Annotated in this window: 27 protein-coding genes; 23 read left to right on the forward strand and 4 right to left on the reverse strand. The window is 38.5% G+C overall.

Translation table 11 applies throughout. From position 1 onward, the window contains the following. Positions 1–88: 88 nt before the first annotated feature. On the reverse strand, positions 89–595 hold the full coding sequence (locus D0Z64_RS03215; protein WP_006352342.1) for an aminoacyl-tRNA deacylase: 507 nt from the start codon (positions 593–595) through the stop codon (positions 89–91). Positions 596–659: 64 nt separating this feature from the next. On the opposite strand from D0Z64_RS03215, the gene prmA reads away from it, so the two are divergent. The 14 genes from prmA (at position 660) to D0Z64_RS03275 (ending at position 14,215) form a co-directional block, all read left to right on the forward strand. Next, positions 660–1,604, forward strand: a complete 945-nt coding sequence (gene prmA, locus D0Z64_RS03220) for a 50S ribosomal protein L11 methyltransferase (RefSeq protein WP_080881358.1) — start codon at positions 660–662, stop codon at positions 1,602–1,604. A gap of 49 nt (positions 1,605–1,653) precedes the next feature. Continuing rightward, complete coding sequence (locus tag D0Z64_RS03225; RefSeq protein ID WP_006352344.1) at positions 1,654–2,016, forward strand: hypothetical protein; 363 nt, start codon at positions 1,654–1,656, stop codon at positions 2,014–2,016. Positions 2,017–2,032: 16 nt separating this feature from the next. Beyond that, entirely contained in the window at positions 2,033–4,282 is a 2,250-nt protein-coding gene (locus D0Z64_RS03230) for a RelA/SpoT family protein (RefSeq protein WP_127345586.1), read from the forward strand. Further along, complete coding sequence (dtd, locus tag D0Z64_RS03235) at positions 4,283–4,720, forward strand: D-aminoacyl-tRNA deacylase (RefSeq protein ID WP_080881360.1); 438 nt, start codon at positions 4,283–4,285, stop codon at positions 4,718–4,720. Positions 4,721–4,940: 220 nt separating this feature from the next. Continuing rightward, positions 4,941–5,123, forward strand: coding sequence for a PD-(D/E)XK nuclease family transposase (locus D0Z64_RS08315; RefSeq protein WP_006352347.1), 183 nt, complete (start codon positions 4,941–4,943; stop codon positions 5,121–5,123). Between the two features lie 3 nt (positions 5,124–5,126). Beyond that, positions 5,127–5,555: a hypothetical protein gene (locus D0Z64_RS03240; RefSeq protein WP_127345587.1), complete on the forward strand. Its 429-nt coding sequence runs from the start codon at positions 5,127–5,129 to the stop codon at positions 5,553–5,555. A gap of 18 nt (positions 5,556–5,573) precedes the next feature. Beyond that, positions 5,574–5,747: a hypothetical protein gene (locus D0Z64_RS08320; protein ID WP_155860190.1), complete on the forward strand. Its 174-nt coding sequence runs from the start codon at positions 5,574–5,576 to the stop codon at positions 5,745–5,747. Positions 5,748–6,030: 283 nt separating this feature from the next. Beyond that, positions 6,031–7,317: a histidine--tRNA ligase gene (gene hisS, locus D0Z64_RS03245; protein ID WP_127345588.1), complete on the forward strand. Its 1,287-nt coding sequence runs from the start codon at positions 6,031–6,033 to the stop codon at positions 7,315–7,317. A gap of 3 nt (positions 7,318–7,320) precedes the next feature. Then, on the forward strand, positions 7,321–9,177 hold the full coding sequence (gene aspS, locus D0Z64_RS03250) for an aspartate--tRNA ligase (RefSeq protein ID WP_164742119.1): 1,857 nt from the start codon (positions 7,321–7,323) through the stop codon (positions 9,175–9,177). 230 nt (positions 9,178–9,407) lie between these two features. Beyond that, complete coding sequence (locus D0Z64_RS03255; protein ID WP_133286299.1) at positions 9,408–10,505, forward strand: GH25 family lysozyme; 1,098 nt, start codon at positions 9,408–9,410, stop codon at positions 10,503–10,505. A gap of 150 nt (positions 10,506–10,655) precedes the next feature. After that, positions 10,656–11,210, forward strand: a complete 555-nt coding sequence (locus D0Z64_RS03260) for a metal-dependent hydrolase (protein WP_164742120.1) — start codon at positions 10,656–10,658, stop codon at positions 11,208–11,210. Positions 11,211–11,339: 129 nt separating this feature from the next. Continuing rightward, a complete protein-coding gene (locus D0Z64_RS03265; RefSeq protein ID WP_127345591.1) occupies positions 11,340–12,560 on the forward strand; it encodes an SLAP domain-containing protein in 1,221 nt (406 codons plus the stop codon). 167 nt (positions 12,561–12,727) lie between these two features. Beyond that, positions 12,728–13,261 (forward strand): peptide-methionine (S)-S-oxide reductase MsrA, encoded by a 534-nt coding sequence (gene msrA / locus D0Z64_RS03270; RefSeq protein WP_127345592.1) that lies wholly within the window; start codon positions 12,728–12,730, stop codon positions 13,259–13,261. Positions 13,262–13,336: 75 nt separating this feature from the next. Further along, positions 13,337–14,215, forward strand: coding sequence for a YitT family protein (locus tag D0Z64_RS03275; RefSeq protein ID WP_127345593.1), 879 nt, complete (start codon positions 13,337–13,339; stop codon positions 14,213–14,215). A 41-nt stretch (positions 14,216–14,256) separates the two neighbouring features. On the opposite strand, the gene D0Z64_RS03280 is transcribed toward D0Z64_RS03275, so the two are convergent. From D0Z64_RS03280 to D0Z64_RS03290, 3 genes are all read right to left on the reverse strand, one after another. Next, on the reverse strand, positions 14,257–14,553 hold the full coding sequence (locus D0Z64_RS03280; RefSeq protein WP_127345594.1) for a hypothetical protein: 297 nt from the start codon (positions 14,551–14,553) through the stop codon (positions 14,257–14,259). Between the two features lie 62 nt (positions 14,554–14,615). Next, positions 14,616–14,822, reverse strand: a complete 207-nt coding sequence (locus D0Z64_RS03285; RefSeq protein WP_127345595.1) for a hypothetical protein — start codon at positions 14,820–14,822, stop codon at positions 14,616–14,618. A 336-nt stretch (positions 14,823–15,158) separates the two neighbouring features. Continuing rightward, positions 15,159–15,989 (reverse strand): pyruvate, water dikinase regulatory protein, encoded by an 831-nt coding sequence (locus D0Z64_RS03290; RefSeq protein WP_127345596.1) that lies wholly within the window; start codon positions 15,987–15,989, stop codon positions 15,159–15,161. A 197-nt stretch (positions 15,990–16,186) separates the two neighbouring features. Between D0Z64_RS03290 and rpsU the strand changes: the two genes are divergently transcribed. From rpsU to dnaG, 9 genes are all read left to right on the forward strand, one after another. Then, a complete protein-coding gene (gene rpsU, locus D0Z64_RS03295) occupies positions 16,187–16,363 on the forward strand; it encodes a 30S ribosomal protein S21 (protein ID WP_002880182.1) in 177 nt (58 codons plus the stop codon). Between the two features lie 119 nt (positions 16,364–16,482). Then, positions 16,483–16,926: a GatB/YqeY domain-containing protein gene (locus D0Z64_RS03300; RefSeq protein ID WP_080881367.1), complete on the forward strand. Its 444-nt coding sequence runs from the start codon at positions 16,483–16,485 to the stop codon at positions 16,924–16,926. 19 nt (positions 16,927–16,945) lie between these two features. After that, positions 16,946–17,905 carry a PhoH family protein gene (locus D0Z64_RS03305; RefSeq protein ID WP_006351200.1) on the forward strand — a complete coding sequence of 320 codons (960 nt, stop codon included), beginning with the start codon at positions 16,946–16,948 and terminating at the stop codon, positions 17,903–17,905. Between the two features lies 1 nt (position 17,906). Then, entirely contained in the window at positions 17,907–18,431 is a 525-nt protein-coding gene (gene ybeY / locus D0Z64_RS03310; RefSeq protein WP_080881368.1) for an rRNA maturation RNase YbeY, read from the forward strand. Continuing rightward, a complete protein-coding gene (era, locus tag D0Z64_RS03315) occupies positions 18,431–19,339 on the forward strand; it encodes a GTPase Era (RefSeq protein WP_006351198.1) in 909 nt (302 codons plus the stop codon). Before ybeY ends, era begins: the two co-directional genes overlap by 1 nt. Beyond that, positions 19,339–20,106 (forward strand): DNA repair protein RecO, encoded by a 768-nt coding sequence (gene recO / locus D0Z64_RS03320; protein ID WP_127345597.1) that lies wholly within the window; start codon positions 19,339–19,341, stop codon positions 20,104–20,106. The genes era and recO overlap by 1 nt, the downstream gene beginning before the upstream one ends. A 244-nt stretch (positions 20,107–20,350) precedes the next feature. Then, entirely contained in the window at positions 20,351–21,268 is a 918-nt protein-coding gene (glyQ, locus tag D0Z64_RS03325; RefSeq protein WP_040456556.1) for a glycine--tRNA ligase subunit alpha, read from the forward strand. Next, complete coding sequence (gene glyS, locus D0Z64_RS03330; RefSeq protein ID WP_080881893.1) at positions 21,261–23,330, forward strand: glycine--tRNA ligase subunit beta; 2,070 nt, start codon at positions 21,261–21,263, stop codon at positions 23,328–23,330. Before glyQ ends, glyS begins: the two co-directional genes overlap by 8 nt. 21 nt (positions 23,331–23,351) lie before the next feature. After that, complete coding sequence (gene dnaG, locus D0Z64_RS03335; RefSeq protein ID WP_127345598.1) at positions 23,352–25,160, forward strand: DNA primase; 1,809 nt, start codon at positions 23,352–23,354, stop codon at positions 25,158–25,160. Positions 25,161–25,163 lie beyond the last annotated feature (3 nt).

Consider the following 25,163-nt stretch of genomic DNA (forward strand, 5'->3'; position numbering starts at 1 on the left):
ATACAACTGCGACCATGGCAACTGCAAAGCCGGCCAAACCTAATAAAATATTCATTCTAATCATCTTCTCCTATGTTTTCTAAACGCTTTATTCTTTCAGATCGGTTACTTTAGCATGGCAAAAAGCTGCTAAATCCTTAGGATTAAGCCAAACGCTGCGACCAACTTCACCACTGGAAACAGCCACTTCTTCTTCGTCATTCATGGAATCATCTAAAAAGATTGGCAGGTGATGGTTGAAGTAGATGCCGATTGGGGTATTGGCGCCATGAACGTAGCCGGTTGTTTTTTGCAATTTCTTTAGTGGCAGCATTTCGCACTTCTTATTGCCAGAAATCTTAGCCAATTTTTTCATTGATAAGTGTTCAGTCACTGGAACAACGCCGACCAATGGACCAGTTTTATTTCCTTCACATACCAGAGTCTTGTAGACTAGATGTTCTTTGTCTTTTAAAATAGATGTGTCCATTTGAGCAACGCCGCCGCTATCTTCATGAGTGGCGAATGAAGCTTGACTATATTTAATTTTATTTTGGTCTAAAATCTTTTCGACCAAAGTCTTTTCAAGTTTATCTTTTTTCTTTTTCTTTGACATGATCTTTCCTCCGAAAATTATGATAGCATTGACAAGAAAAATTCTAAAGGAGCAAGTACTATTAATGAAGCTATTAGTTATTAAAATTGAAACCAGTCACGAAGTAGAAGATGCATTAACTATTTATGCCCAAGATAATTTAAATGCCTTAGGAACAGAAGCCAGAAAACGCAGTGATTTTGAACAAGCAGGCTGGCTGCATGATTCAACCGTCGTTGAGATGGACGACATCAAGGATTTGCCTAAGGATATGCAATTTATGGCTTACTTTGATGAAGAAGCAGATAAGGATGCTTTAGTGAAAAAGTTCAACGATAAATTGCAGGAATTGAAAGGATACGGCCTGAATATCGGGGATGGCAAGATCTCAACCAGCTATATTGCTGATCAAGACTGGAATACAGCTTGGCAAAAGTACTACCACGTTATTGATTTTTCACGTCACCTGGCAATTGTACCTGAATGGGAAGACTACAAGCCTGCTTTTAAAGATCAGCAACTGATCAAGCTGGATCCAGGTTTGGCTTTTGGTACAGGCAATCACAAGACGACTCAACTTGCCATGATGGGACTTGAGCGGGCAATGATCAAGCCTATGAGCGTGGTTGATGTCGGTACTGGTTCCGGTATTTTGGCAATTGCTGCTTCCAAACTTGGTGCCACTGACGTTATGGCTACTGATATTTCAGATGAATCAATGACTGCCGCTAAGCAAAACTTTGCTTTGAATGATTTAAATAATATTCGCGTGCAAAAGACCAGCTTACTTGCCAACGTTGACGGCAAATTTGATATCATTGTTGCCAATATTTTGGCTGAAATTTTGCTTGATCTGATTCCGCAAATGGATGCGCACTTGAATCAAGGCGGCCAAATCATCTTTTCTGGAATTGATTATTTGCAATTGCCTAAGATTAAAAAGGCACTGGATGACAACAACTTCAAGATTGATCTTACGATGCGTCAAGAAAGATGGATTGGGCTTTCTATTACTAGAAAAGATCAATAATCGTGCTAGAATATACTAAATTAAACTTTTGTGAGAGGAAAAATCTCTAATGCAAAAAATCTGGTCCAAGTTTCAAACAATACCGCTGATTAAGCGCCTTAATAACTATCCATTTATGCCAGTCATTTGGTGGTCCTTATTAGTAGCAATCGTGCCTTATATTTTGAGTTTATTAAAAATTCCGATTGTGCTGCGTGAGGGAATTGTTTTTTTAATCATTAACAGCGTCATCTGTTACTTCCTGGGGAAGCTGATTAAGAAAAGATCCTTGTCGCGTTGGTGGCTGCTTTGCTTACCGATTGTTTTTGATTTAGCCATGATTCCCAGATTTGCCAAATATAATTACGTTTTTGGCGTGATTTATTTGATTTTTGAGGTTTTTGGTTTAATTAGTGACCGAATCTATCGTTAGAAGGGAATGAAGATCGATGTCAAAATACGTTGAAATGACTCATGATCAGGTAATTGATGCCTGCAAAAAATATATGAACGATGAGCAAATTGCTTTTGTCGAAAAAGCTTACGAATTTGCCAATAAAGCTCATGCTGGTCAAAAGCGAGCTTCAGGTCAACCGTATATCATGCACCCAACGCAAGTTGCTGGTACTTTGGCAGCATTGGGTCTTGATCCGGATACGATTGCCGCAGGATTTTTGCATGATACTGTCGAAGACACTCCCGTAACTAACGATGACATTAAAAAAGAGTTTGGCGAAGATGTTGCCTTTATCGTTGATGGAGTAACCAAGCTGAACAAGTATCAATACAAGTCTCACCAAGAATTTTTAGCTGAAAATCACCGGAAGATGCTGATTGCTATGGCTAAGGATTTGCGGGTCATCATGGTCAAATTAGCCGATCGACTTCACAATATGCATACTTTGCAGCATTTGCGTCCTGATAAGCAACGCCGGATTGCCTCAGAAACGATGGATATTTATGCACCACTTGCTGACCGTCTTGGTATCGGAACGATCAAGTGGGAATTGGAAGATATGTCCTTCCACTATTTGAATCCGGAAGCCTATTACCGAATCGTTAACTTAATGGCTGTTAAGCGGAGCGAACGGGAAAAGTATATTTCTGATGCGATCTCAGTTTTGAAAAAGACGCTGGACAACTTAGGCATCAAGTACGAAATTTATGGTCGACCAAAGCATATTTACTCTATCTATAAGAAGATGGTCAATAAGCATAAGGATTTTGATGAAATCTACGATTTATTGGCAGTTAGAGTAATCGTTAAAACAGTACGTGATTGTTATGCCGTTTTAGGGGCAGTTCATACGGAATGGAAGCCAATGCCAGGACGGTTTAAGGATTATATTGCCGTTCCAAAGGTCAATGGTTACCAATCTTTGCACACGACTATTATTGGGCCTGGCGGGCGGCCACTTGAGATTCAGATCAGAACTCAACAAATGCATGAAGTTGCTGAATACGGTGTTGCGGCTCACTGGGCATACAAACGCGGCAACTTTAGTGGTGTTCAAGAAACGTCCTCTGGCGATAAGCTTGACATGTTTCGCGAAATTTTGGAATTAAAAGACGAAACCAAAGATGCCGATGAATTCATGAAGAGCGTGAAGAGCGATATTTTCTCTGATCGCGTTTATGTTTTCACACCAAAAGGAGAAGTATATGAATTGCCTAAAGGTTCAGTTACTTTGGACTTTGCTTATGCAATTCACACCCAAGTTGGTAGTCATGCAGTCGGTGCTAAAGTAAACAACAAGCTGGTGCCGCTAGATTATAAGCTTAAAAATGGTGACGTGATTGACATTATGACGCAATCCAACGCGGCTCCTTCACGCGACTGGGTTGATATGGTTAAAACTTCACGTGCTCGCAACAAGATTCGTCGCTACTTCAGATCACAGGATCGTGAAAACAGCGTTGAACATGGTAAGCAGGAAGTTGCTGATTTATTGCGAGAAAATGGTTTGAATGCCAAAGAATTCATGGATAAAGAGCATATTGAGAAGATTCTCGATCACTTTAACTACCATGATGCTGACGAGCTTTTTGCTGCAATTGGCTTTGGCGATCAGTCAGCAATGGGCGTTTACAACCGTTTGACCGAAGACATCAGACGAAAAGACCAACAAGAAAAGCAGAAGAAGCGGGAAGAGGCCATTCTTAACGCGGGTCAGCAGTCAGTTGATAATACGCAAAAGGCGAAAAAGAAGAACGGCAACTCTTCGGTCATGAAAATCAAGCACAAGAATGGCGTCATGATTCAAGGCGTCAGCGATTTGATGCTTCATTTGGCTAAATGCTGCAACCCTGTTCCTGGGGATAAAATTATCGGTTATGTTACTAAAGGCCGCGGAGTAACTATTCACAGAAGCGACTGCCGGAACATAACCAAAGAGGCTCAGCAGCAAGGGCGGTTAATCGACGTTGAATGGGAGAATGTTGAAGAAAATTCTGCTCAAGCATTTAATGCCAATATTGAAGTCTTTGGCTACAATCGCGGTAACTTGCTAAGCGATGTCGTTAACAAATTGAATTCATTGACTAAAAACATCAACAATATTTCTGGTAAGGTCAATGATGAAAATATCGCTCATATTTATGTCACTGTTTCTGTTTCCAACAGTGAGCAATTGAATGATATTTTGAGCAAACTGCGTGATATTCCAGATGTATATGAAACAAAGAGGTCAGATAATTAGATGCGTGTTGTAATCCAAAGAGTCAATCATGCTCAAGTTGATATAGCTGGCAAGACAGTTGGCAAAATTCAAAAAGGTTTTCTTTTATTAGTTGGCTTAAGAAACGGTGATGAATTGCCCGTTGTCAAAAAAGCCGCTGACAAAATTGCCAAAATGAGAATTTTTGAGGATGAGAATGGCAAAACCAACTTATCTTTGAAAGATGTTGGCGGAGAAATCTTGAGCGTCAGCCAGTTTACTTTGTTAGCTAATACCAAAAAGGGCAATCGTCCAAGCTTTGTTGATGCAATGCGTCCGCCAAAGTCTAAGGAATTGTGGGAAGATTTTAACAAAGAACTAGAAAATGATGGCTTTCATGTTGAAACCGGCGAATTTGGAGCAGACATGCAAGTTAGTTTAGAAAATGATGGTCCTTTTACCATTGTTCTTGATCTTTAATAATTGACGAATAAAAATCAGTTCATTAATTTGAACTGATTTTTTATTTTTCGGTAAAATCCCGTTTTTTACGAATATATAAGTGGGGAGAAAATTCCTTACATTGATAAGAAAGTTGAACCATATGCAAGAACAAAAATGGTTTGGGTTTACCGAGGATAAGGTATTTGGCTGGGTGATGTAAAACAAAGCGTTTTGCAAATATCTTCTGCAGATTATTTTGCCAGAGATAAAGATTGAAAGTATTGACTGGCTTGAGAAGCAGAAAGAACTTAATGACTATCATCGCAAGCAAAAAGGCGTTAGGTTGGATATTTTAGTTAAAGACGAGGATCAGCGACTATATGATGTTGAGATGCAGATTGCGAATAATCATGACATTGGCTCGAGAATGCGATACTAAAAATTGAATAGTGAATACAGTTTAGGCAAAGGAAAGACTTATCATGATTTGAAAGAAGCATACATCATTTTCTTATGTCCTTTTGATCCTGAAGGAGATGGCCTTTTAAAATATTTGGCCCATACTTATTTGAACCAAAATCGGGCAAAAAGGTTGAACGACGGAGCGCAAAAAGTTATTATTAATTCAAAAAGTTCATTTAAAGGGGTTAGTCCAGATTTGCAAGGACTAGCTAGGTTAATGAACGATGAGCTGGTAAAGCTAAATCGTCATTTTGATTATGCTAAAAATAAAATCAAAGAAATAAATCGAGATCCGGAAAAGAGGTCGATTATTATGGAATACGAGACAAAGATGCTCGAACGCGAACGGGATGCAGAAGAAGCGGGTATGAAGCGTGGTATGCAGCGAGACATTGAACGTGGCATGTAGCAAGGTATTGAACAAGGTATGGGCAAGGGCTTAAATCAAGGCCTTACCCAGGGCATAGTCGAAGCAATCAAAAATGACATAAAAAGCTACCGTAAGTTTGGTATTTCAGATGAGCAAATTTTAGAAGAATTGATTACCAACTTTGCCGACCAGATTCCTGTCGAAAAATTAAAACGATTGATGAAAGATTAAACTAAATCGCTTACATTGATTGACTTTAAGACCTAAAAACAATAAACTAAAAAGGAATTATCGATGACAAAGATTGAGGATTAGCATGATCTATTTAAGAGACTGTTCGTATTGGTGCGAGAACAGATAGATCTTAATCTGTGACCCTTTTAGCAGATAATGGTTCGTTTCGCGAGCGTTAACCGCAGCAAGCAAAAGGTGGTACCGTGCTAATCTGAAGCGCCCATGATTAAATTCAAGGACGCTTTTTATTTTTTTGTCAAATATAAAAAAGGATGATTAAATGAGAGTTCAAAGACCAAAAGGTACAGTCGATATTTTGCCTGGCACCTCGGATTCATGGGAAAAGGTAGAACAGACTGCAAGCAACTTCTTCAAACGCGCAAATTATCGAGAAATTAGAACTCCAATGTTCGAAAACTATGAAGTATTTGCACGTTCAAGTGGTGAAAGTTCTGATATTGTTGAAAAGGAAATGTACGATTTCGACGACAAGGGTGGACGTCATATTGCCCTTCGTCCTGAAGGTACAGCTGGCGTGGTTCGTGCTTATGTTGAAAATAAGCTTTATGGACCGGAAATCGTTAAGCCATTTAATGTTTTCTACATTGATCCAACTTTTAGATATGAGAGACCACAAGCTGGTCGTCAACGTGAATTCCATCAAATTGGTGTTGAAAGCTTTGGTTCAAGCAGTCCACTTGCTGATGTTGAGACAATTATGATGGGTCATGATTTGTTAGCTGAATTAGGTGTTAAAAATTACGAATTACATATCAATTCTTTAGGTAATGCAGCTGTTCGTAAAGCATACCATGACGCCCTGGTTGACTACTTCACACCACTAAAAGATCAACTTTCTGAAGATTCACAAAGACGTTTAAGCATGAATCCACTTAGAATTTTGGACTCAAAGGCTGAAGAAGATCAAAAATTCTTGCCAGATGCACCGAAAATTCGTGAATTTCTCGATGATGATGCCAAGAAGAATTTTGAAACTATCACTAATACGCTTACCCAATTAGGAATTGACTATGTAATCGATGATGATCTGGTTCGCGGACTTGATTACTACACTGGCGTTATTTTCGAATTTATGGTTGCTGACAAGAAATTATGGGAATCAGCAACTACCATTCTCGGTGGTGGACGCTATGATCACCTTGTTGAAGAATTCGGCGGTCCTGCAACTCCTGCTGTTGGTTTTGGTATCGGTGAAGAAAGACTGATGCTTGTTTTGAAAGAACAAAATCCTGCTTTGTTTGAGGATAATGGCATTGATTTCTTTATTACCAATATTGGTGAAGGTACTGAAATGAAAACGATCGAAATTGCACGCTTACTTAGAAAGCAAGGCTTCAAGACTCAATATGATGTAGATCAAAAGAAATTGAAGCAACAATTTAGAAAAGCCGATCGTGTTCATGCCAAATACGTTATTACCTTAGGTGCTAAGGAGCTTGAAAATGGTACCTTAAACATCAAACGTTTGGCTGACGGAAAGACGATTGATCTTAGTCTTGATGATTTAAATGATATGCAAACTGTAATGGAAAAATTGAAGGACTAAAAAATGGAACATATGGACAAAAGAACAGATTATTGTGGCAATATTACGACCAAATATGAAGGCCAAGAAGTAACTTTGTATGGTTGGGTACAACGCGTACGTAACCTTGGGAATTTGGTATTTATTGACTTGCGTGACCGTGAAGGCATCGTGCAAATCGTTGTTAACAAGGATTCCGGTAAGGAATTGATGGATATTGCTGACAGCTTGGGCAATGAATATTGTATTGAAGTTAAGGGCAAAGTTGTAAAGCGTTCTGACGTCAACCCTGATATGAAGACCGGTGAAGTTGAAGTTTACGCAACTGAAATCGATATTTTGAACAAATCAAAGGTTCCACCATTTGAAATCAAAGATGATATCAATGCTGCCGAACAAACTCGTTTGAAGTACCGTTATCTTGATCTTCGTCGTCCAACTTTGCAAAGAGCAATTATTTTGCGTGCCAAGATTTTGAAGGCGGTTCATGAATTCTTTGACGAGAATGGCTTCATCGACATTGAAACCCCAATCTTGGGTAAGTCATCCCCAGAGGGTGCTCGTGACTACTTGGTACCTTCAAGAATTTACCCAGGTTCTTTCTACGCTTTGCCACAATCACCACAATTGTTCAAACAACTTTTGATGGGTGCCGGCTTCGACAAGTATTACCAGCTTGCACGTTGTTTTCGTGACGAAGACTTGCGTGGTGACCGTCAACCAGAATTTACGCAAATTGATATGGAAACTTCCTTTCTTGATGAAAAGGGTGTTGAAGACTATACTGAAGGCCTTTTGAAGAAAGTAATGAAGGATGTTATGGGTATCGACCTTAAGACTCCTATTAAGAGAATTACTTGGACTGAATCAATGAACAAATATGGTTGTGACAAGCCAGATACTCGTTACGAAATGTTCATCCACGATTTGAGTCCAATCTTTAAGGATTCAGACTTCAAAGTCTTCTCTGGTGCAATTGCTGATGGCGGCTATGTAAAGGGTCTTGCCGTTAAGAATGGTGCTAAGGCATATTCACGTAAGAAGATTGATGAAAAAGCTGACTACATCAAGCGTTACCACGCAAAAGGTCTTGCTTGGGTTAAATATGAAGATGGTGAATTTTCAGGTCCTGTAGCTCGTTTCTTGACTGATGAAAACAAAGAAGCTTTGAAGAAAGAATTCGGTCTTGAAGGCGGAGAATTGGTTGTCTTTGTTGCTGACAAGTGGAAGGTATGTTGTGATGCCTTGAACCACTTACGTCGCGAATTTGCTCATGAAACTGACATTATTCCTAAAGGCGTGTTTGACTTTGTTTGGGTTGTTGACTGGCCATTGTTTGAATACGATGAAGGTCTTGGCCGCTGGATCGCAGCTCACCACCCATTCACTATGCCAGATGATGAAGGAATTAAATTATTAGATACTGACCCACACAAGGCCCACGCTCGTTCATACGATATTGTTATGAATGGTGACGAAATGGGTGGTGGATCAATCCGTATTCACAAGCGTTCAATCCAAGAAAAGATGTTTAAGGCTTTGGGCTTCACTAAGAAGAGAGCTTACGAACAATTTGGCTACTTGATGGATGCTTTGGACATGGGCTTCCCACCTCACGCAGGTTTGGCTATTGGTTTGGATCGTTTCGCTATGATGCTTGCTCAAAAGGACAACATTCGTGACGTTACCGCATTCCCTAAGAATGCATCAGCATCAGAACCAATGATGCACGCTCCAGCTCCTGTTACTGATCAACAGCTTGAGGACATCGGTATTCAAGTTGATCCATCATTTGAAAAGAGCGTTAAGGAAACTGAAGCTCGTCTTGAAAAGATGGCTCAAGAAGACGCTGATCAAAATTCTACTTGGGATGAAGATTAGTTTTAACCTTAAAAGAATGCAAAGAAACAGCTTAAAATGGCTGTTTCTTTTTTTATTTATTACAAAAGTCCTAAGATTTGTTATCGTATTGTAAATTCTTTCTACTACAAATCTGTTATTATGGTTAGCGTGATAGGTATGAATAAGTACTGAATTTAAGTTTTAAAAATGAGGGAATTTAATTGTAACAGAGTAGTAAAAAGATTTTAAGCATTTTAACTTGCGCAAGCATGTTAGTTACTGCAAGCGTAACAATTACAAACAATAGTTTTTCAGCAAAGCAAACGCAAACCGTTAAGGCAGCGACAGTTGCTCCACGTTCATATGGTGTGGACGTTTCTGCTTATCAATCATCAAGTGTCTCAAGCAGTGCAAAGTTTGCTATTGTTAAAGTAAGTGAAGGTACCAGTTACCGTAACCCAAAAGCTAAGGCACAAATTGCTTCAGCTAAGGCTAATGGTATGATGCCAATGGCATATCACTTTGCTTTGTTTGGTGCTAATTCTACTCAAGCCGTTGCAGAAGCAAAATACGCCGTTGCTAGTGCAAAGGCCTATGGTTTAACTTCTGGTTCATACATTGCTTGTGACTGGGAAACTGGTGATGGCAATAATGTAAATGGTGGCAAATCAGCAAGTGCCAAAGCAATTATCGCATTCATGAAACAAATCAAGGCAAGCGGCTACAAGCCATTGCTTTACTCAGGCGCTTCATTATTAAACAATAACATCAATACTAGTGCAGTTACTGCTGCATTTCCAAATTCACTTTGGGTATCATCTTACGCAACGATGGGTAGAATTGATACCCCTAACTTTAATTACTTCCCATCAATGAATGGTGTTATTATTTGGCAATTTACTGATAATTGGCGTGGTTTGAACATTGACGGTAACATTTCACTTTTACCATTGACTACTTCAAGTTCAAGCACAGCAGCTTCAAGCCAGGCTCCATCAGCAGGCAGCGTAACCGCTAAGAAGACGGTTATGACCAAGTCTAAGATTTACAACAGCGAAGGCGTCTTCACAGGCAGATATGCTACTACTTACAAGACCTACAACATATACGGTGGTGCTGTCATGATTAATTACACCAGTTACTATCGTGTCGGCAGCAATTCTTACATTAAGTTGGCTAACATTGATGGTGTAAAGCGGGTATTGAAGAGTTCAACTACGATCTTTAATAATAAAGGCGTTACAACTTCAACTTCACCAGTAGCTAGTGGTACAACTGTTGTAACTTATGGTGGTCAAAGAACAATTAACGGTGTGAAAGCTTATAGAGTAAACAAGAACCGTTACATGGCCGCTAGTGCTTTTTAAGACAAATGATTTTAAAAATAAGAGGAAAGTAGCTTGATTGAGCTACTTTTTCTTTTGTGCCCAATGATATAAGCATAATTATGTAAAGTATAAAAATGATATGGCTTTGTATGCTACAATGAGAACAGCTGTTTTGAAGAGGTGAAAGAAGTGTTAACTCGTTCCCATAGAATTTTTAGTATTGCCCTCATCGAATTCGGCCTGGCTGCAACCAACAATTTGCAGATAAATCCTGGATCATCATTTATCATGCTACTGGGAACTGGAGTCGGTGCTTCCTTGCCAGATATTGATGAATATAATAGTTCGGTGAGTCGCAAGTCTATCATCAATTTCAGTCTTTTTTTGCGGCACAGGGGAATCACTCATTCACTGATTGGCTTCCTGATTTTTAGTGGCGGAATCTATTTTTTGATGAGTCTATTAATGCCGATCAAATTTACCTCATGGAATTTGCCAGATTATTGGAGCAGCTTATGGCTGGGACTAACGATCGGTTACTTTTTGCATTTATTGGAAGATAGTTTTAGCAAGCGGGGCGTAAATTGGTTGACGCCTTTTAGAAAAAAGTGCCATGGGCCAAAACTTCACTATAAAGTTGGTGGTCCTTTTGAAAAATTAATTGTTTTTATTGCAATAATTTTAATTATTATTTTAACGATTTACTGGCTTTGGCTCTTATCTTTGCCAGACCTCAAAGTGTAGCGCTTGCAATGTTCAAAGCCTTTATTTTGTTTAACTGAATGTCATGCTAATTTAGGGTTGTAAAATACAAATCATGATAGAATGTAAATTGAAAATAAAAGAATAAAAATAGAAGATCGGGGTAATTAGATGCAAAGTAAGAAAAAGATTTTGGCGGTACTCGCATGTGGGACTGCTTTGGCGACCGGATTTGTTTTAAACAATGATCACGTTTTGCCAACGGTAGTTAAAGTTAAAGCTTCAACTACTAGCGTTGCCGCAAGATCATATGGTGTAGATGTTTCAAGTTACCAAAGCAGTGATGTAAGCAGTTTGGCAAAAGCTGGAGGCCAATTTGCCATTGTAAAGGTTTCTGAAGGAACAAGCTATCAAAACCCAAACGGTGCAAGCCAAATCAATAGTGCAATTGCTAACAATATGTTGCCAATGGCTTATCATTTTGCTACTTTCAGTTCTAATTCTTCAGCCGCAGCTGCTGAAGGTAAGTACGCTGTCTCTGTAGCTAAATCAATGGGTTTGCCATCAGGTGCTTATCTTGCTTGTGACTATGAAACAGGGGATGGCAACGTCGTTACTGGTTCAGCAAGCGCAAATGCAACTGCAATTTTGGCATTTATGGACCAAGTAGAAGCTGCAGGTTACCAACCTTTGCTTTATTCTTCAGCTTCAATTTTGAACAACAACATTAGTACAAGTTCTGTATTAGCCAAATATCCTAATTCACTGTGGGTAGCTTCATATGCTACGATGGGCCGAATTGATACAGCTGACTTCAATTACTTCCCATCCATGGACGGAGTCATTATTTGGCAATTCACTGATAATTGGCGCGGTCTGAGTGTTGACGGCAATATCTCATTGTTGCCTTTAACGATGAACTCCAGCTCTACTGCTACAAGCAGCGCTAGCTCACAAGCTGCTACTACCAATATTAATCAGCAGGCTTCAGCTAGTGTTTCAAGAAGTACATCAACTACCAGGACTGTCAAAACCACTAAGACGGTTATGCACCGTGCAGCTGTTTATGATTCAACTGGCAAGCGTTCAGGCAGCTATGTTTACCCAACTTATAGCAAAGTAACAGTTCTTGGTGGTATTGTTCGGATTAATGGTCGCAACTTCTATAAGATTGGCAGCAACCAACACCTTGTTGCCAGCAACATTGATGGTACACGCAAGACGTTAAGTCATAATGCTTACGTATATACCAGCAAGGGCACACGCGTTTACGTTCCAACTCTTAAGAAGGGAACTAGTCTAACTGTTTATGGTGCGAAAGTTAAATTAAACGGTAAGTACTACTACAGAATTAATGTCGCTCGCTACATTAAAGCAGGCAATGTCGGATAAATATAATAAAGATAAAAATAAAGCTTCAGGTTTGGACCGTAATTAAAGCAGAAAGAAGCAGCGCATTTATCAAACATTTGCAGCTTTAAGGCTTAGATGGTCGATTAGTTCACCTGAAGCCTGATCTGCATGGTGCACAAGTTATCAAGTAGGAAAGGAACATCTATATGGCAGATAAAAAATTAGATACAGCAATCTTTTCAGGGGGATGCTTCTGGTGCATGGTAGAGCCATTTGATACTTTGCCCGGGATTGAAAAAGTAGTCAGTGGCTACACTGGCGGTCATGTGGCTAATCCAACTTATGAAGAAGTTTGTACCGGTAAAACAGGTCATACTGAAGCTGTCAAAATCACTTTCGATCCAGAGAAATTTCCTTATCGAAAATTGGTTGACCTTTATTGGCAAGTTGCGGATCCAACTGATGCAATGGGCCAGTTTCAAGACCGCGGTGATCAGTATCGTCCAGTAATTTACTATAATTCTGAAGAACAAAAGAAAATTGCTGAAGAATCCAAGAAAGAGTTAGCCGAAAGTGGTATTTTCGACAAACCAATTGTGACGCAGATCTTGAAAGCATCTGCCTTTTATCCAGCAGAGGAATATCACCAAGATTTTTATAAGAAGAATCCAGAACGATATGCTCTGGAAGAATCCGCAGGAAGGGCAGCTTATCAAGCACGGTTCAAAAATAAACATTAGAGTTGGTTCAATCAAGTATTTTTGTTAAACTTATCTATGTATTGTTTTTTATGAAATCTAAGGACTAATAAATAGATGGACCAACTTGATAGGTTTAATCGAAGATATAATTTCTTCTCTAAATTGTCAGCAGCCTTGTTTTATTCAATAGCTGTTGCGATTGCCCTGAATTTTTTCTGGACGCCGGGGCATATGTACTCATCCGGAATTACCGGTTTTGCTCAGCTGATTAACTCAGTGAGTGAACGCTTTTTCCCGTTCACGATTTCGACGTCTTTGATGTATTTTGTTTTGAATGTACCATTATTCATTTTAGGTTGGACTAAGATCGGACATAAATTTACTTTCTTTACGATTATTGCTGTTGTTTTAGGCTCAATCATGATGAGAGTAATTCAACCTTTGGAAGTTCAGTGGGATCCACTTCTTTGTGCGATTTTCGGGGGTACGATTAACGGGATTGGTACAGGCTTTGCGCTGAAGAACGGTATTTCTACCGGTGGTTTGGATATTATCGGAATAGTTTTTCGAATGAAGACGGGAACTAGCTATGGCAAGTTTAATATTCTCGTAAATTTAGTAATCATTGCGGCAGCTGGTTTTGTATTCGGCTGGACCAGAGCTTTGTATTCTGCTTTGACTATCTTTATCAATGGACGAGTAATCGATGCGATTTACACGCAGCATAAGAAGATGCAGGTGATAATCATCACGGAGCATCCGCAAAGTATTATTGACGGTATTCAAAATAAAATGCACCGTGGTATTACTATTATCCACGATGCTGAAGGTGCGTACAGCCATACTGAAAAGACAGTGTTGATTACGATTATTGACCGTTATGACATGTATGATATTCGTCAAATTATTGAACATGCTGATCCGTATGCTTTCGTAAGTGTCAGTGAAGTAGAAAAGGTATATGGCAGATTCAAGGAACAGGAAATAGTTTAAACAAAATTAAAAGGAAGCGAGATAATTCGCTTCCTTTTTTGTTAAAAAAGATTAGTCATGTATTCATTAACGGCGGCTTGCTGCATTTCATCCCAACTAGTGAAGTGAGAGTTGTTTTTAACAAAGTCATTCAGATGATCTTTTTTTAGATCAGCAATTTGATTGAAATCCTTTATCTTTAGGCCTTGCATGAAAAAGCTAAAACTGGCAAAGTCAGTATACTTTTGCATAAAAGCAGGAGAGAAAAGGTCTTGATAAGAGACCTCTTTTTGAGGACTTTCTGCTGCTAATGCTTGCAATTTTTGTTTTAATGCATTTTTTTCTTGTTCGTCGTTCATCTTAATCCTTCTTTCAAATAGTTTGATTATAGCATGAAAAAAGCCGCGCTCAGGCGACTTGTTTATTTATTTAAATTCTTTTCGATCATAGCTACCGGATTCATCCAGGTACCTACATTGCGGTACCAGTTATTGCAAGGGTAGCCATGCTTGTTAATGTATTTGTGAGTGGTTTTGGTCAAACCAGGGTCCCAACCGTCATGGAAGTAGCTTAATGGATTGAGGCAGCGAGCATAGTCGGTAATGCCAAAAACTTGCGAATTATACATTAGTTTAACGCCATTTTTAGCGAGGCTGGCAAAAGGATAGCCCCAGGTATATTTACTGTTATTAGTGGTATTTGCGCTGCTTGTGGTTTCAGCTTTGACTTGTGCAGCAGGTGCACTAAAAGAAACGGCAGAAAAAGCTGCCGCAACTACAGAAATAAATAGTACTTTTTTAATCTCATTAAAAACGAATGGTTCAAAATATTTGAACCGAAATTCTTATCTCCCTTATTTAATTTAAATCTATTTTAGCGAAGAAATATAACAAAGCCGTTACTAACAAATTAAATGTAAGAAAAAAGGACATGAAAATGTCCTTTTAGAAGCAATTATTTAACTTTAATCTTCAATACCAAGGTGATCCATAATTAAAGCAGCTGTTTCTTCAATTGAACGGTGAGCAACATTAATCACGTAGCAACCCAACTTCTTGTACAGCTTTTGCGCTGATTCAAGCTCTTTGTTGATTGAATCCATGTTAGAATATGAAGTATCTGGGTTCAAACCATAAGAAATCATTCTTTGACGGCGAATTTCATTCAAAACGGAAGGATCATTTGTTAATCCGATGATCTTCTTTGGATTAATTTCGTAGATTTCTTTAGGAATATGCGTTTCAGGTACAAGAGGCAAGTTAGCAACCTTTAAGTTCTTGTTGTAAGCTAAGTACAGTGATAATGGTGTCTTGGAAGTTCTTGAAACACCAAGCAAAACTACATCAGCTTCTAGGAAGCCCTTAGGATCTTTACCATCGTCGTACATAACAGCAAATTCCATTGCGGAAATACGATCAAAGTATTTAGCATTCAGTTTGTGCTGAGCACCGGTTTGCTCAACTGGACGCATACCAGTGGTTTGGGCCAAGGCTTCAACGACTGGAGACAAAATATCTACGCTTTGAATTTTATGTTCGCGAGCAAAGCGAATTACTGTCAATTGCATGTCATCTTTAACTAGACTATAGATAAGAACTAAGTTTGGATATTTTTCAATTTCTTTAAAAGTATCTTCAAGTTTCTTCTTATCAGTAATAAATGGGTAACGCCGGTAATTGATTTTTGCATCTGGGAATTGTGCAGCAGCAGCTGTTGCGTTGTTAAAAGCAGTATCGCCAGCCGCATCGGAAATAATAATAATATTTACTTCTATTTTCTTATCTTTTTCTGGCATTCTTTGCACCTCTTTCTGACTAAATTATACCGAACATCGCCATGAAATGAAATCGCTTAACCCGTTTTAAGATGGCTTTTTAAATAAATTACAAAAATATCAAAAAATTAACGGATACTATTGACCGAAAAATATCGTTTGCTATAATTTAATTAAACGTATGGCGCAACGCCAAGAAATGGAAGGGGGGATCACACATGGCTAAGACAATCGTTCATGAAAACGAGTCTATTGATGATGCTCTTCGTCGTTTCAAGCGTTCCGTCTCAAGAAGTGGTACCTTACAAGAATACCGCAAGCGCGAATTCTATGAAAAACCAAGTGTACGTAGAAAGCTTAAGTCTGAAGCTGCACGTAAGCGTAGACATTATTAATAAATAAGAAAAAGATCTGGTTTTGCCAGATCTTTTTTCTATCTGCATTTTATGCAGAAAAAAATAGGCAAGTTTGTTATAATTTTGGTGTAGGTTTATTTGAGAAAGAGGGAACTACATTGAGTTTATCTGACAAAATCATGGCTGATATGAAACAAGCTATGAAGGATAAAGATAAAGTGAAGTTAAACACAGTGCGGATGATCAAATCTGCATTAATGAATGAAAAGATTAAGTTAGGTCACGAATTAAACGCTGACGAAGAATTAACAGTACTTAACCGCGAAAAGAAGCAAAGAGAAGAATCTATTGCTGAATTCGCAAAGGCTAAGAGAGACGATTTAGTCGAGGAAACCAAGAAGGAACTTGCTGTGGTTGAAGGTTACATGCCAAAGCAATTATCCAAGGATGAATTAGATAAAATCGTTAAAGAAACAATTGAAGAAGTTGGTGCTAAAGGCAAATCTGACTTTGGCAAGGTTATGAAAGCTGTTATGCCTAAAGTTAAGGGACGCGCTGACGGTAAACAAACTTCAGCTTTAGTTCGCGATCATCTTAATTAATAAAGAGGGAGCGGGTCTTTTGGCTCAAACAAGTTTTATTCCTGAAAAACCAGAAAATATTCAAAATTTAGTTGGCATTAACGATGGTAATTTGAAGTTGCTATCTGAAGGCTATGATGTATCCGTCACAGATACCGGTAATGAAATTGTCATTGACGGTAGCAATGAAGATGGCATCAAAAAAGTCCTAGCTGTTTTAAAAGCATTAGACAATGTTGTGAATACCGGTGTTAACATTGGTGCGCCCGACGTTGTTAGTACAATGAAAATGGCAGACAAAGGTACAACGGAATACTTTGCTGATCTGTATAAAAAGATTTTAATTCGGGATGCTAAAGGTCGCCCGATTAGAGTTAAAAATATGGGGCAAAAGCGTTACGTTGAAGCCATTCAAAAAAGTGATGTCGTTTTCGGAATCGGACCGGCCGGAACAGGTAAAACCTTCTTAGCCGTTGTTTGTGCAATCGCTGCTTTTAAAAAGGGTGAAGTATCGCGAATTGTTTTAACCAGACCTGCTGTTGAAGCAGGTGAATCACTCGGATTTTTGCCAGGAGATTTAAAAGAAAAAGTAGATCCATATTTAAGACCAATATATGATTCCCTTTATGCGATTTTGGGTACTAATACTACCGATCGGTTGATGGAGAGAGGAACAATCGAAGTCGCACCGCTTGCGTATATGCGTGGCCGGACCTTGGATGATGCCTTCGTAATTTTGGACGAAGCCCAAAATACAACCGATTCCCAAATGAAGATGTTTTTAACTCGGCTTGGCTTTAATTCAAGAATGATCGTCAATGGTGACATGACTCAGGTTGATTTACCTGGTCGCCAACATAGTGGATTAATTGATGCTCAGCATATTTTGAAGGGAATTGATCAAATCAAATTTATTAATTTCTCCGCAAATGATGTTGTTCGTCACCCAGTTGTTACCAAAATTATTAATGCTTACGAAAAAAAGGACGCAAAACGCTAAAATGGATCCAATTGAGATTACCTATAATGATGAAGTCGGTTTTTTAAACGATGATAAGAGATATTGGAAAGACTGGATAGAAAAATTATTGTTGCTTACTAAAACTAAAATTGGCAAAAAAAACAACTTAGAGATGAGTATTAACTTTGTCAATGAGGATCGCAGTCACGAAATCAATCTGAAATATCGCGATAAGGATCGTCCAACTGATGTGATTTCTTTTGCTATCGAAGATGGCGAAGATGATCTGGATATGGCCGCTTTTGCTGATGATCCAGATTTTCAAGAAGATATCGGTGATCTCTTTATGTGTCCTAGTGTCATTAAGCGCCATAGTGTTGAGTATGGTACGGGCTTTGACCGGGAATTTGGTTATACTGTTGTCCACGGCTTTTTGCATCTAAATGGTTATGACCACATTAAACCTGAAGAGGCAAAAGAAATGTTTGGCATTCAAGGCAAAGTTTTAGAAGAATATGGTTTGCCTTTATATCCTGATCAGTTAGATGTTGGCAGAGGAAAGTAATGAAAAAAGAAACAAAGTTTAAATCTGGTTTTGTTGCAATTGTTGGTCGTCCTAATGTGGGCAAATCAACTTTAATGAATCGGTTGGTCGGTGAAAAGGTTGCGATTACGTCAAATAAACCACAAACTACGCGCAATCGAATTTCCGGAATTTATACAAGTGATGACATGCAGGTTGTCTTTGTTGATACACCAGGAATATTTAAGCCGCATTCTAAACTAGACGAATATATGGACAAAGCCAGCTATTCAAGTTTGAATGACGTTGACTTAGTAATGTTTATGGTTGAACCAGATGAAGCAGGAAAAGATGACAAGTTTGTTGCTGACTTGCTCCAAAAAGTAAAAGTACCTGTTTTTCTGATTATTAACAAAGTTGATGAAATTCATCCTGATAAGCTTTTGCCAATTATTGATTCTTATCGCAAATTAGGCGATTTTGCAGAATTTCTACCGGTTTCTGCAACTGAAGGTATTGGCATTCCAGACTTATTAACTGCCCTAAATAAATACCTTCCTGAAGGTCCGCAATATTATGGCTCGGACCAAATTACTGATCGACCTGAATATTTTGTTGTCGCAGAGTTAATTCGTGAGCAAATTTTACAACTAACTGCTCAAGAAGTCCCTCATGCTACCGCTGTGGCAGTGGACCGAATGAATCAGCGCATTAAAGGAAAATTGCAAATCGAAGCAACGATTTATGTCGAACGTGATGGTCAAAAAGGCATTATCATTGGCAAAGGCGGAAAGATGCTAAAACAAATTGGTATTAATTCGCGTAGAGCAATTGAAAACTTGCTTGGTGAAAAAGTAAACCTTCGCCTTTGGGTAAAAGTCCAACATAATTGGCGTTCAGATCCAAGTTTCTTGAAACTAATTGGATATGACAAAAAGGAATTAAATTAATGACGCGTGAACTTAAAGAAGTTCAAGGGATCATTTTTAAAAGGCAAAAATATAAAGAAGCAGATTTGCTGGCGAAAATCATAACTAAAGAAGATGGCATAATTACCTTAGTTGTACGCGGAGCCTTACGGCCAAAATCGCAGTTGAATGCGGCGACATTGAACTTTTCATATGGTCGTTATGTCATTTATACCAATGGTCGTGGTTTAAGCAATCTGCGTACCTATAAAGAAGTAAAGCAGTATGATGGTTTATATAATGATTTAACCAAAAATGCTTATGCTTCTTTTATTTTGGATTTAATTGATCATGCCTTTGTAGAATATCAGCCTTTAGGCAAATACTATGAGCTTGCGAAGTTTGCCCTTGAACGAATAAATGAAAATACTGATCCAGAGATGATAACGCAAATTGTGCAGATGCAGATGCTGAAAGCATATGGAGTGGAACCAGAATTAAGGCATTGTCTAATTTGTGGTAAGGAAACAGGTATTTTTGATTATTCGATCAAATTGGGTGGCGTGATTTGCAGCGATCATTTTGCAACTGAAAATAGCAGATTGCATCTAAAGCCTAAAGAGACAGCCATTTTGCGGACGATAGGTTTATTACCATTTGAAAGGCTAGGCTCAATCAAACTATCTTCCGATACAAAAAAGGCTACTAGAAAAGCAATTGATCGAATTTATAGAGGGACAATTGACTTGAATTTAAAAACTAAGAAATTTCTTGATGAATTAAAACTGTTTAACCCTTCAAATAACTAGTTTTACTTGCTTTCATGTGGTAAAATCAACTATGTATTTGATGAAGATGAGGGATTTAGAAAAGTACTAGTTTTAGCGAATGTCGTATGGTGGAAGGACATCTAGGAAAAGGCGCCTCTAGTCAAATTAATTAAGAGCAGGAAGAATACTTCCTGAATTAGGGTGGAACCGCGATAATATTCGTCCCTATGCAAAATTTTGCATAGGCTTTTTTTATGGCCTAGCGCAGGAAGGAAATGGAAAAATGGCAGATAAGAAATTAAATATTCAAAATATGATCTTTAAGCTGGAACAATTCTGGTCTTCAAAAGGTTGTATGATTATGCCTTCATATGACGTTGAAAAAGGTGCAGGTACGATGAGTCCTTACACTTTTCTTCGTGCTGTTAGTCCAGAACCATGGGCAGCATGTTATGTAGAACCTTCAAGAAGACCTGCAGATGGTCGTTATGGTGAAAACCCAAACCGTTTATTCCAACACCACCAGTTCCAGGTAGTTATTAAACCAGCTCCAAAGGATATTCAACAATACTATTTGGACTCTTTGAAAGTTTTAGGAATTGATCCACTGGAACACGATATTCGTTTCGTTGAAGACAACTGGGCTAACCCATCAATGGGTTGTGCCGGTGTTGGTTGGGAAGTTTGGCTTGACGGCATGGAAGTTAGTCAGTTTACTTATTTCCAAGTTGTCGGTGAACTTGATGTCAAACCAACTATGAGTGAAATTACATACGGTGTTGAAAGATTGGCTTCATACATTCAAGATGTAAATTCAGTATTTGATCTTGAATGGGGCAATGGCGTGCTTTATCGTGATATCTTTAAGCAACCTGAATATGAACACTCAAAATATGCTTTTGAAGAATCAAACCAAGAACAATTGCTTAAATTCTTTGATATTTACGAAGCAACTGCTAAACGTCTTCTTGATCAAAACTTGGTTCACCCTGCATATGATTACATTTTGAAATGTTCACACACCTTCAATTTGCTGGATGCACGTGGTGCCGTTTCAGTAACTGAACGTGCTGGCTACTTATCCAGAATCAGAAACTTAGCTCACGAAGTAGCAGTTAAGTTTGTTGAAGAACGTGAAAAGCGTGGCTTCCCACTTCTCAAGAATGCACAAGACAAGAAGGCAGGCGTTGAAAATGGCTAAAGATTATTTATTTGAAATTGGTACTGAAGAAATGCCAGCTCACGTTGTTTCTCGCAGTGTGAAGCAATTGGCTGACAGAACCAAGAAATTTTTAAAAGAAAATGGCTTAAAATTCAAAGATATCAAGACTTATTCAACTCCTCGTCGTTTAACAATTTTGGTTGAAGACTTGGCCGAAAAGCAAGACGATATCGATGAAGTTAAAAAAGGCCCTGCAAAGAAGATTGCACAAGATGCAGACGGCAACTGGACCAAGGCTGCTCAAGGTTTTGCTCGCGGTCAAGGCATAACTACTGATGATATTTACTTTGAAGAACTTAAAGGAACTGAATATGCTTATGTTCATGTTCAAAAAGAGGGTAAAAAAGCAAGCGATATCTTGCTTGGCATGAGCGATATCATCAAGGACATGACCTTCCCAACCAAGATGCGCTGGGATTCAAATGACTTTGAATTTGTTCGTCCAATCCACTGGCTCGTTTCTCTTTATGACAGTGATGTCATTCCAGTTAAGATTTTGGATATTACCGCAGGCCGTAAAACCGAGGGCCATCGTTTCTTAGGTGACTCAGTTGTTTTGGCCAATGCTGATGATTATGTTGAAGCATTGAAAGACCAATTTGTGATTGTCGATGCTAAAGAACGTAAAGACATGATTGTCAACCAAATGAATGATTTGGTTAAGAAAAACAACTGGAAGGTTAAAGAAGATAAGAACTTGCTTGAAGAAGTTACCAACTTGGTAGAATATCCAACTGTTTTTGTTGGTAGCTTTGATGAAAAATATTTGAATATTCCAGATGAAGTTTTAATTACTTCAATGAAGGATAATCAACGTTATTTTGAAGTCTATGATCAAAACGGCAAGCTGATCAATCACTTTATTGCTGTCAGAAATGGTAATAAGGATTACTTGGATAATGTTATTTCAGGTAATGAAAAGGTTTTGGTTGCACGTTTGGATGACGCTCAATTCTTCTATGACGAAGACCGCAAGTATCCATTAAGTCATTTCGTTGATAAGATGAAGAATGTTTCCTTCCACGACAAGATTGGTTCAATGGCTGAAAAGATGAAGCGTGTTCGCTTAATCGGTGATTATCTTGCCAAGCGTTGGAATTTAGATGAAAACGTAGTTAAGGACTTTGATAGAGCTTCAGAACTTTACAAATTTGACCTTGTTACCCAAATGGTTGGTGAATTTGCTGAACTTCAAGGTGTAATGGGAATGCACTACGCTCGTTTAGCAGGCGAAAATGAAGAAGTAGCTGTTGCTATTAAAGAACACTACATGCCAACTACTGCTGAAGGCGAACTTCCAGAAACTACTGTTGGTTCATTATTGTCTGTTGCTGATAAGATTGATACCATTCTTACTTTCTTTGGCGCAGGTATGATTCCAAGTTCTTCAAACGACCCATATGCACTGCGTCGTAATGCTTACGGAATTGTAAGAATTTTATTGAATCAAAAATGGTCATTGCCATTTAACCAAGTTTTGCCTGAAATTGTAGAATTGGTAGATGGTAAGACACCAGCTAAATTGCCAAAGACCAATGAAGAAGACGAACAAATTGCGCTCTTCATTCGTGACAGAATTAAGCAATACTTGCAAAAGAACAACTTTAAGTATGATGTTATCGATGCTGTTCTTGCTTCAAGTCAACAAGATCCAAGCGAAATCTTATCAGCTGCCAAGGTACTTGGCTTACACCACGATGATGCCGAATTTAAGCCAGTTGTTGAAAGCTTGACTAGAATTGACAATATTTTGAAGAAGGCTAAGTTCAATAACAAACAAGCCGAAGTTGATGAAAACTTGTTCGAGGATGCTAGTGAAAATGAATTATTTGCAGGTATTCAAAACTTGCAAGAAATTCAAAACTTGGCTGATTTGTACCAAGGTTTCGTTCAATTGCAGCCAGTAATTGATCGTTACTTCGATACTAATATGATTATGGCTAAAGACAAAAAAGTTAGGAACAATCGTTTAGCTCAACTTAGTCAAGTTAGTGTCTTAGCAGATCGTTTGGGTGACTTAAGCAAATTAGTTATCAAATAATAAAAGAATAGGTGATTCTCAATGGCTGGTCGAATTCCAGAAGATTTTATTAATGAAGTTCGAAACAACGTAAATATTGTTGATGTCATCAGCCAATATGTTTCGCTTGAAAAGAAAGGCAAAGACTATATTGGTCTTTGCCCTTTTCATCAAGAAAAAACACCTTCGTTCACGGTTAATGAAGAAAAGCAATTTTTTAAATGTTTTGGCTGTGGTAAGGTCGGAAACGTATTTAAATTCTTGATGTATAAGGATAATCTCACTTTTCCAGAGAGCGTAGAACAAGTCGCCAATTTTGCTCACATTCCAATGCCGAGCAGCTATGGTCAAACACCGGTACAAATGAGTCCGTTGCTGAAAATTCATCAGGATGCTACCAGCTTTTATCATCATGTCTTGCTGACTACGCAGGCTGGTGAGCGGGGGATGAAATACGCCCGTGAGCGTGAGCTTTCTGAAGAATTGTTGGATCATTTTCAAATTGGTTATGCTCCAAATTCTGAGAATGTCCTGCTAACTTATTTGCGAGGCAAAGGCTATAGCGACGATAATTTGGCAAAAAGTGGCTTGTTTATCCAAAGCAAAGATGGCCGTTTGTTTGATCGTTTCCGTGATCGTTTAATGTTTCCATTAGGCGATGAAAGTGGTAAGGTTATTGGCTTTTCTGGTCGACGAATTTCTCAGGACAAAACTGAAGCCAAATATATGAACAGTCCTGAAACTGAAATCTTCACTAAGTCAAAGGCACTTTTTCATTTCTCAGAGGCCAAAAAGGCGGCTCGGCGTGAAGGGCACCTTGTCTTATATGAAGGCTATATGGACGTAATTTCAGCATATAAAGCAGGCGTTCATTCTGGAATTGCTTCTATGGGGACAAGTTTGACTGATCAGCAAGTTTATATGCTAAAAAGAACTTCACGCAATATTATCGTTAATTATGATGGTGATGATCCTGGCGTTCATGCTGAAGAACGTGCAGCAAAAATGTTCCAACAAGCTGGCGGCTTTAATTTGGGGATTGTCGTTCTACCGGAAAAACTCGATCCTGACGAATATGTCAAAAAATACGGGGCAGAAAAGTATTTGGAAGAAGTCAAAGGTGCATTGTCTCCGACCGACTTTTTCTTAAAACGCTTAGCGAAAAAGTATAACTTAAAAAATGACCGAGAACGAATTACATTCTTAAGTGAAGCCGTTAAGCAGATTGCTCAGTTAAGCAATCCAGTTGAGCAGGATTTATACATTGATAAGCTTGCTAAGCAGCAGGGCGTTTCAAAAGATTCACTGAAGATTAACTTAATGCGCGAACGCCGCCGTTTGTTTCGCGCGAATCGCAATAAAGGACGCTATCAACCAAATAATAGGAAAGAAACTACTAATCCTGTAGAATTTGAAGATAATCAAGATACGGTACAACCAAAATATGACTCAGCACAGACGCGGTTGCTTTATCTATTTATGCATTCTGAACAAGCACGAGATTATATTTTGGAGCAGCATTTTCTGTTTCCTGATCAAGATTATGCGCAAATCGCAGAATTATGGCTAAAATTTATTCAAACTCATGAAGAAACCACAATTAATAGTTTCTTAGATTTTATTCCTGAGCAACTTCAAGGTATAATAGTAAATGCTGAAATGAGAGAGATGCCCCAAGATTTTTCTGGTCGTGAAATCGATGAGATCATTAGTTCACTTAAAAAGCGCGATATCAATTCACAACTGAATAAGTTAAAAAATAAAATTGAGGATGCCGAACGTCGAAATGACAATCAAGAAATCTTGAATTTGACGCAAAAGATTTTGCAATTAAAGAGAATCAAGGGCTAATAG

Source organism: Lactobacillus amylolyticus (genome assembly GCF_003999355.1).
Taxonomy (GTDB): Bacteria; Bacillota; Bacilli; order Lactobacillales; family Lactobacillaceae; genus Lactobacillus; species Lactobacillus amylolyticus.

Excerpts from the sequence above, each read along its gene's own strand:
- D0Z64_RS03215 (WP_006352342.1), bottom strand. The coding sequence starts at position 595 with ATGTCAAAGAAAAAGAAAAAAGATAAACTTGAAAAGACTTTGGTCGAA.
- prmA (WP_080881358.1), top strand. The coding sequence starts at position 660 with ATGAAGCTATTAGTTATTAAAATTGAAACCAGTCACGAAGTAGAAGAT.
- D0Z64_RS03225 (WP_006352344.1), top strand. The coding sequence starts at position 1,654 with ATGCAAAAAATCTGGTCCAAGTTTCAAACAATACCGCTGATTAAGCGC.
- D0Z64_RS03230 (WP_127345586.1), top strand. The coding sequence starts at position 2,033 with ATGTCAAAATACGTTGAAATGACTCATGATCAGGTAATTGATGCCTGC.
- dtd (WP_080881360.1), top strand. The coding sequence starts at position 4,283 with ATGCGTGTTGTAATCCAAAGAGTCAATCATGCTCAAGTTGATATAGCT.
- D0Z64_RS08320 (WP_155860190.1), top strand. The coding sequence starts at position 5,574 with ATGGGCAAGGGCTTAAATCAAGGCCTTACCCAGGGCATAGTCGAAGCA.
- hisS (WP_127345588.1), top strand. The coding sequence starts at position 6,031 with ATGAGAGTTCAAAGACCAAAAGGTACAGTCGATATTTTGCCTGGCACC.
- aspS (WP_164742119.1), top strand. The coding sequence starts at position 7,321 with ATGGAACATATGGACAAAAGAACAGATTATTGTGGCAATATTACGACC.
- D0Z64_RS03255 (WP_133286299.1), top strand. The coding sequence starts at position 9,408 with ATGTTAGTTACTGCAAGCGTAACAATTACAAACAATAGTTTTTCAGCA.
- D0Z64_RS03265 (WP_127345591.1), top strand. The coding sequence starts at position 11,340 with ATGCAAAGTAAGAAAAAGATTTTGGCGGTACTCGCATGTGGGACTGCT.
- msrA (WP_127345592.1), top strand. The coding sequence starts at position 12,728 with ATGGCAGATAAAAAATTAGATACAGCAATCTTTTCAGGGGGATGCTTC.
- D0Z64_RS03275 (WP_127345593.1), top strand. The coding sequence starts at position 13,337 with ATGGACCAACTTGATAGGTTTAATCGAAGATATAATTTCTTCTCTAAA.
- D0Z64_RS03280 (WP_127345594.1), bottom strand. The coding sequence starts at position 14,553 with ATGAACGACGAACAAGAAAAAAATGCATTAAAACAAAAATTGCAAGCA.
- D0Z64_RS03285 (WP_127345595.1), bottom strand. The coding sequence starts at position 14,822 with ATGTATAATTCGCAAGTTTTTGGCATTACCGACTATGCTCGCTGCCTC.
- D0Z64_RS03290 (WP_127345596.1), bottom strand. The coding sequence starts at position 15,989 with ATGCCAGAAAAAGATAAGAAAATAGAAGTAAATATTATTATTATTTCC.
- rpsU (WP_002880182.1), top strand. The coding sequence starts at position 16,187 with ATGGCTAAGACAATCGTTCATGAAAACGAGTCTATTGATGATGCTCTT.
- ybeY (WP_080881368.1), top strand. The coding sequence starts at position 17,907 with ATGGATCCAATTGAGATTACCTATAATGATGAAGTCGGTTTTTTAAAC.
- era (WP_006351198.1), top strand. The coding sequence starts at position 18,431 with ATGAAAAAAGAAACAAAGTTTAAATCTGGTTTTGTTGCAATTGTTGGT.
- recO (WP_127345597.1), top strand. The coding sequence starts at position 19,339 with ATGACGCGTGAACTTAAAGAAGTTCAAGGGATCATTTTTAAAAGGCAA.
- glyQ (WP_040456556.1), top strand. The coding sequence starts at position 20,351 with ATGGCAGATAAGAAATTAAATATTCAAAATATGATCTTTAAGCTGGAA.
- glyS (WP_080881893.1), top strand. The coding sequence starts at position 21,261 with ATGGCTAAAGATTATTTATTTGAAATTGGTACTGAAGAAATGCCAGCT.
- dnaG (WP_127345598.1), top strand. The coding sequence starts at position 23,352 with ATGGCTGGTCGAATTCCAGAAGATTTTATTAATGAAGTTCGAAACAAC.